The organism is Actinomadura sp. BRA 177, assembly GCF_013372625.1.
GTDB lineage: Bacteria > Actinomycetota > Actinomycetes > Streptosporangiales > Streptosporangiaceae > Spirillospora.
Genome location: NZ_JABXFD010000441.1, coordinates 1 through 6401, shown reverse-complemented (window position 1 = coordinate 6401; position 6401 = coordinate 1). Strand labels below are relative to the sequence as shown.

The 6401-nt window shown below is 65.0% G+C and carries 6 protein-coding genes; 1 reads left to right on the top strand and 5 read right to left on the bottom strand.

Annotated features, from left to right (window positions below):
• Positions 1-500 (bottom strand): ATP-binding protein (locus HUX53_RS26465; protein ID WP_176405935.1); only part of this gene is annotated, 500 nt, incomplete at its 3' end.
• An 856-nt stretch (positions 501-1356) separates the two neighbouring features.
• Between HUX53_RS26465 and HUX53_RS26460 the strand changes: the two genes are divergently transcribed.
• Positions 1357-2412, top strand: a complete 1056-nt coding sequence (locus HUX53_RS26460; protein ID WP_176405934.1) for a helix-turn-helix transcriptional regulator — start codon at positions 1357-1359, stop codon at positions 2410-2412.
• Here HUX53_RS26460 and HUX53_RS26455 read toward each other — a convergent pair.
• From HUX53_RS26455 to HUX53_RS26440, 4 genes are all read right to left on the bottom strand, one after another.
• Complete coding sequence (locus HUX53_RS26455) at positions 2405-2623, bottom strand: hypothetical protein (protein ID WP_176405933.1); 219 nt, start codon at positions 2621-2623, stop codon at positions 2405-2407. The genes HUX53_RS26460 and HUX53_RS26455 overlap by 8 nt on opposite strands.
• A gap of 128 nt (positions 2624-2751) precedes the next feature.
• Positions 2752-3153 carry a hypothetical protein gene (locus HUX53_RS26450; RefSeq protein WP_176405932.1) on the bottom strand — a complete coding sequence of 134 codons (402 nt, stop codon included), beginning with the start codon at positions 3151-3153 and terminating at the stop codon, positions 2752-2754.
• Positions 3154-4873: 1720 nt separating this feature from the next.
• The gene (locus HUX53_RS41585) at positions 4874-5035 is read right to left on the bottom strand and encodes a hypothetical protein (protein WP_217919926.1); all 162 of its coding nucleotides are present in this window, start codon (positions 5033-5035) and stop codon (positions 4874-4876) included.
• An 803-nt stretch (positions 5036-5838) separates the two neighbouring features.
• Positions 5839-6234, bottom strand: coding sequence for a hypothetical protein (locus tag HUX53_RS26440; RefSeq protein ID WP_176405931.1), 396 nt, complete (start codon positions 6232-6234; stop codon positions 5839-5841).
• Positions 6235-6401: the final 167 nt, after the last annotated feature.

Below are 6401 nucleotides of genomic sequence, written 5' to 3'. Positions count from 1 at the left end.
CCGCCGCGCGGGCGGGTGGGCCTGTCAACATGCGGCAGACCTCCCACTACCGGACGGCCGACCGCCCGCGCGGCGGAGAGCATGAACGCGTAATCGACGGCGATACGCGCCCAGACGAATTTGCCTTCGCCCAGGCTGCACCATCCCCAGCCGCCGGACGCGAACGCCTGGACGATGATCAGGCCGCGCCCGCACTCGGCGCCGTCGACCGGCGTTTGCAGCGCGGGGCGCCCAGGGTGCCCGTCCCACACGCATAGCTCAATGCCAGCGTCGATCCGGGTCACCCAAGCGCGGATCATGGTGCCCTTGCAGAGGGTTGCGGCGTTGGCCACAAGCTCACTCATGAGCTGACAGGCGTCGCTTGCGTAGGCCGAGAGCCCCCATCCCTCCAGGGCTTCGCGCACCAGAGCACGGCTCAGATACACGCTTTCGGGACAGGCTTTTGTCAGCGTCTGCACGCGCAGATGTGCCGACTTGTCCATCAAGGCCGTCGCGGTCATCGAAGGTCGCCCTCCCCGCCGGCGACCGGGCCGCCCAGCATGCCCGCCAGCACCGCCGGAGCCGACTCGACGTCATCGACCGGCACGACCCGCTCACCGGAGTCAGCGCGAACGAACCACCACACTCCGCCGACCCGCTCACACCCCACGGAGACCGACCGTGCACGGTCCGCGCTGCTCACGACCAACAAGAGGGGTGGCCTGCCCGCCTGACTCGCCAACCCACACGACAACGGCTCACCGCCCCGCACGATCACCGCGTCCAAGGCCGCGAGATGCAGCCGACGCGCACCAACCGCGTGGTTGAGCCGACCAATGGACCGGCCGTCGTCGCCAGCGCCCAATCTCATCGGCCCAATGACCACACCGGCCTTTCCCGCGTCGCCTGTCATGGCAACGCCTCCTCTCCCTGTGTTTCGGATACCGCAGGACGAACCGCCACGTCCGAGCACCTGCGCCCTGTCACCTTCTGGACGCGAGTCCGGCGACACGGGGTCTTTGCCGTCACCCTGCGGCCCAGCCCTCCCAAGAACCGGCCCGCGATCGACGGCCGCCCGCACCATGCCGCCGGAGTCGCCGCTTTACGCCACCTCGGCGCGGCTCACCCCGCCGCACTCAGTGCAGCTCTCCCGCTGTCGTTCCGGTCCACGTCCGGAGCCGCTACGCGCGACCAGCAGGTCAACCCGGGACGACACCCAGGACCAACCACGCCCCATGCACGCAACACACTTGATCCGGTCGTTCGCCTTCACCCGGTACCTCCGAACCGATACGGCGTTTTGGTGTGGACCATCGTCGGCGACCAACTGACCGGAACCGATATGCAGGGCATATATGAACGTCGTATCTTCGGGACGTGAGTGATCCGCGACCCTGGACCGACCCGCAGCTACGCGCAGCGTGGGCGAAGGGCGATTGGTCCGAGATCTTCCGTCGGTACAGGCAGGTAGCAGGGCTGACGCAGCGACAACTAGAACCGCTGGTCGGGATGGCTCAGCCCTACATCTCCAACATCGAGCGCAGGAACGTCACGGTGACGTCCGCCGAAGTTGTCGAGCGGATCACACACGGTCTAGGGGTGCCAGAAGAGTTGAGCGGTGTATCAGGCCATGAAGACGGACCATCCATCTGGCAGCCACCGGCAGAACTACGGGAACGCATCGCTCACGCACACACCACCGGTCGCGTTAACCTCAGCGTCGCCACCTGGATTGCTGACGTCCTCGCGACGTACCGGCGAGCCGAGGACACCGCCAGCGGTCGCGACCTCTGGCCGGTAGTCCGCAGTCAACTCGACGCCGTCACCCAGCTACTCCCCGACTCCTCCGGAGAGACTGCCGACGGGCTTCTCACCTTGGCCGCTGAACACGCGCATTGGCTGTCTTGGGTGGCCGCCCAGGAGAACCAGACCGGCCCCGCGTTGGCTTGGTTGGACCTCGCACAGGGATGGGCGATCGACGCCGGAGCCGACAACCTAAGTTCCTGGGTCAACCGTGTTCGGTCCTACTACGCGCTAGACCGAGGCGACCCCGTCAGAGCCTTGCGTATCGCCGGCCAAGCACGCCTGAACGGGACCGGACTCTCGCCCGCAGCGATGGCCGCAGCAGCGCAACAAGAAGGACTAGCAGCGGCAGCCCTAGGCGAACGCGACCGAGCCCGACGACTCGCCGACGAGGCTTACGATCTGGCGTTGCAAGTCCCGGATGCAGAGGACCGGCCGGGTTGGCTCTACTGGCTTGACCCGGTGCGTGCGCAACTCCAGCGCGCCGACCTGTCATACGCCGTCCGCGACTACAGCGACGCAGCCGCAGGGTACGGCCAGAGCCTTGACCAGCTTCGCGACTACCCACGCGACCACGCGTACTACTCCGCCCGCTACCAGGACGCACGAAGCCGCACCAGCGCTAACTAGAGATCTCCTCGGCATCGGTGAGCACCGCACCTTCCCCGGCATGATCACGAACAGCCGAGCGCATCATCTCTAGAATCGTCTGCTCGTCCGGACCCTCCCGCCGCAGGCTCGCCGTGTCCAACTCGACTTCGTACGCATGCTCGCGAGCAGGCTCCAGGCCGAACATGCCGCTTCCATCGTTGACCACGTACGTCAGTCGCCACTTCTCCATGCCGCTCCCTAGCGTCTCTGACCCCACGCAGCGGAGCCTACCGAGCACCGCAGACAGCGCAGACAGCGACCACGCAACGCATCTGGCGACGTTCGGTGCGCTACAAGGTCCCCGCTTGCGGGAGGACCCTAGTTCTCCTCTTCCACTTCAGGTGAATAAACGCAATACCAGGGTTGCCCGTCGCCCCCGATGAATGCCTCACCATCTGTATGCACTTCACCAAGTGAAAGGTTTTCGTCGTCCAGAACCATCAAGACATCTTCGAAATCGAGATGATGGGACTTAGAGAGGTCGATGAGTAGCTCGGCGACCTTCCAGCGCGGTATCCAACCGAGAGCACCGTGAGGCCCCTCCAATTCTCTCTCGGTTTCGTGATCGTCGCCGTTGCGAATAACGACGTGATCGGCTAGAACCTCTTGTCTAAGCCAACCTCTGATCCTTTCCTCCGTGATAGCGTCACGAAGTCGAGCCTGCTTCTTGATGACGTCGAAAAAGGGGACGCTGTATCCGGGGTCGACTGCTTCGTTCATGGCACCTAGTGTTTAGTTTGTGCGCCGGTCGATGGGCGGCTAATATTGCCTGCCTGGCTTCTGTCGTGATTGTCTCTCGGGCTGAGAAGAGAGTCGATCACGTCGCGCCTTATGTGCGGCTTGAGAATTTGACGGAGGCAAGAGCCGGGCCATTTGGGAAGCTCTGGAGGAATATCCGCTCGTTCTGCGCCTCCATTCAGTATTGCAATGTAGGCACTTTCCCCAGCCGGGGGGAGGTGCGGGATCGACTGCCCCGTCTGGGTGCCTAGCGCAGCCCGTTAGAGACACAGGTCGTGCCAGTTCGCGGAGCAGCGTGAAGCCCTTAAGCATGGCATCCGCCAAGGCATCACGCTCATAGCCAGGCGATTCGAGATGTAGATTAAAAGCACGGTCGTCGATATCCATCATTGCATTTCTTAGCTCATTGAGACCTTGATGGACGTCGACCGGGACCAGTTCAACCAGGTCCCGTTTCTCTGGTGCTCTTCGTCTGGCCTGGTCATCAGTAAGATTCTGATGATTCTGGGTACCACGCTTACGGCGAATATTGCAAATTAGGCACCTAGTCCACCCTTCGGGCGGCTCGGGGTCTTCGGGGCCGTCGGGATGTTCGGAACACCCGGTACGAGTCGCGGAACTTGCAATTTCTCGCGCAATGAGGACGCCACGCCACATTTGGTCGGCTGCCCGGTCGAATGTCTCTGAGGGTGTCATGGCGTCCAAACCATCGACAGCCCGGCGTATGGTCGGCAAGACTCTGTTGAGTTCCGCTAGGTGATAGGACATGCCAGACCGTACTGAGCGGCTACTAGTACGTATCATGCGTCGCCCACGTCCTGAAGCGTTCGGTCCGCTCGACACCCGCACCTCCCGCGGTCCACTGGACACCAACCTCATCTTAGTGACCGTGGTCCCTGTGTCGTCCAGGTCGGCAGACTGTTGCCGAATTAGGCCGTTTTAGATCAAGGGGCGGCGGCGCTCAGGCCGCTGGCGCGGCCCCGCGCCAGGCCGCCCGGAGCATGCGGCGTGGGCGCCGGTCACCGGACGGCCGCGCCGGGCCGCGCATCCTGCCCACTCCCGCCGGCCCTTCCCCAACCGGCCGCCACGGGGACCGCGCCGCCGCCAAGTCCGCGAACCTGGTCGAGGCTCAATCGCCTCCGGCGGGGGCTCTGACTCTGGGAAGCTCAGTCCGCACCCGTCACGGTCGTTGGTGGTTGGGGGATGCCTGATCTTCCCGTCTGCCGTCGTCCCGATCGGAGATCTACCAGACCAGGGCCAGGGGGCCAAGGTCGTTCGTCCGGTGGGGCGCTCCACCTTGGCCCCCTGGTCCTGGCCCGGCAGCGCGGAGCGCGGGACGACGGCAGACGGGAAGATCAGGCGGGGCGAGTGGTGGCGGGTGTCCGCCGTCGACGTCCGGCCGCGCGGATTCCAAGATCCGGAAAATACGCGGAATGATGCGTGACGCAGAGGGGCGGAAGGGGTGCTTTGCCGCAGGTCAGCGGGTGTTGGCCGCGTGAATCCATGGCGGGCTGTAAATCCGTCGGCTTAGCCTACCCAGGTTCGAATCCTGGACCCGCCACCACCACGTAGAACGGCCCCTGACCAGCTACAACGCTGCCAGGGGCCGTTCTTGTTGGGTCCCGGTAGGTCCCGACTGTTACCGGCGATTGCCGGGTGCCCACGGGACAGTCACGGGGCACGCTGGCGGGCCGTCACCTCCCTAGTCGTCATCCTTGAGGGCGTCATCGATACGGCCGTTCCACATCTGCGCATGGCCGTCGATGCACCCCGGCGTAGACCCGTGTAGCAGCACGTCAAGGCCGTGCCCAGCGCGGCGCGCGACCTCGGGCGCCGGGACGCCGGCGTTCAGGGCGAGCGTCACGCCGCTGTGGCGCAGGTCGTACGGCCCGTCCGGCGTGTGGAGAGGCCACCTGAGCGGGCGTGAACGCCTTCTCTCTGGCCACCTGTCAGACGCGCCCGACGCTGTCCCGTGCTCGTCCAGGTGCAACGCAGTGGCCGGACGAGTTTCGACCGAGATCGTGATGAGCTGGCGAACCTTTCTGTGCCCACCCTGTCGATGAGTTCTCGCAGGTCAGACGAGGGTGGATCCTGCATGGTCAGCAGGTCGGACACGACTTGACGCACGATTCGGTGGTTCCTTTCTGTCCGGGAGTGATCGACTCGGCCTCCAGCAGGCCGAGACGGCCCCATCGACCTGCGGCCGTTGGCATGCGCACGCGCCAGGTCGATTCCCAGCCGCGCGCGACGCTTCCCGGACAACGTCGAGGTGTCTACCTCGCCGCCCACTCCCAGCGTGTAACCCGCATCCCTGAGTTCGACCGCCACGGTGACCTCGTGAAGGACAACGTTCGTCGGGCCGAACTCGATGTTGTAGTCGTGGCGGCGTCCCCAAGCCGCTCGGCGATCTCCCGCGCTCGTGCGAGGTGCTGGTAAGCCAGGTCGGCCCGATTGAGCCGGGACGCGGTAACCACGACCGGCAACCTGCCACCCGCGCCACTGCGACGCTGCCCACCTGCCGGGCTAGGCCTGGACGCCCAAAGATGCGCGCCGGGCGTGCGGTCTCTCCGGTCCGGTCCCGCTGCGCCGCGTCGACCGGCGGCTGAGATGCGCGCGCTACTTGTGTGCGGGGATCCAGACCTGGCCGAGGTGGTGCGGGACCTCGGTTCAGGCCGAGGTGCTGATGCCCACCGCCCAGACGGCACCGATCGCTAGCAACATGACGATCATTGAGGTGGCGAGCCAGGTCATCGCACCCCCGCTGGCTTTCGTGGTCGGGTCCTCGACCCACCGGTAGTAGTCGCGGGTGATCTGACGTCGAACCGGGGCGAGCATCACCGGGAACATGATCATGACCGCCGCGTACAGGTACAGAGTCTGGGCCAGTGTGTGGCTCTGGGCGAGACCTCGCACGCCGACCCCGATGATGCCGATGGCCGGGAGCCAGAACTGCTTCCTGCGGTACTTCGGTATCTGGATGATCCACTGCATGGCGGCGAGATTGACGAGAGTGGCGCCCACCGCGATCAGCACCCATGTGCCGGTGGGCAGCGACAAGAACACAGGTAGCCCCTTTCGAGCCTGAACCCCTTGGGCCCAACACTGAATCCATTTCATCCTCGGGCGGTCTGAGCGACGCGGTGGTTTTGCAGGACGGCGATGGCCTTGACGATGTGGCCGGCCTTGCTCGGGCTGCAGCGCAGCTTCCGTAGGATCCGCCATGACTTGAG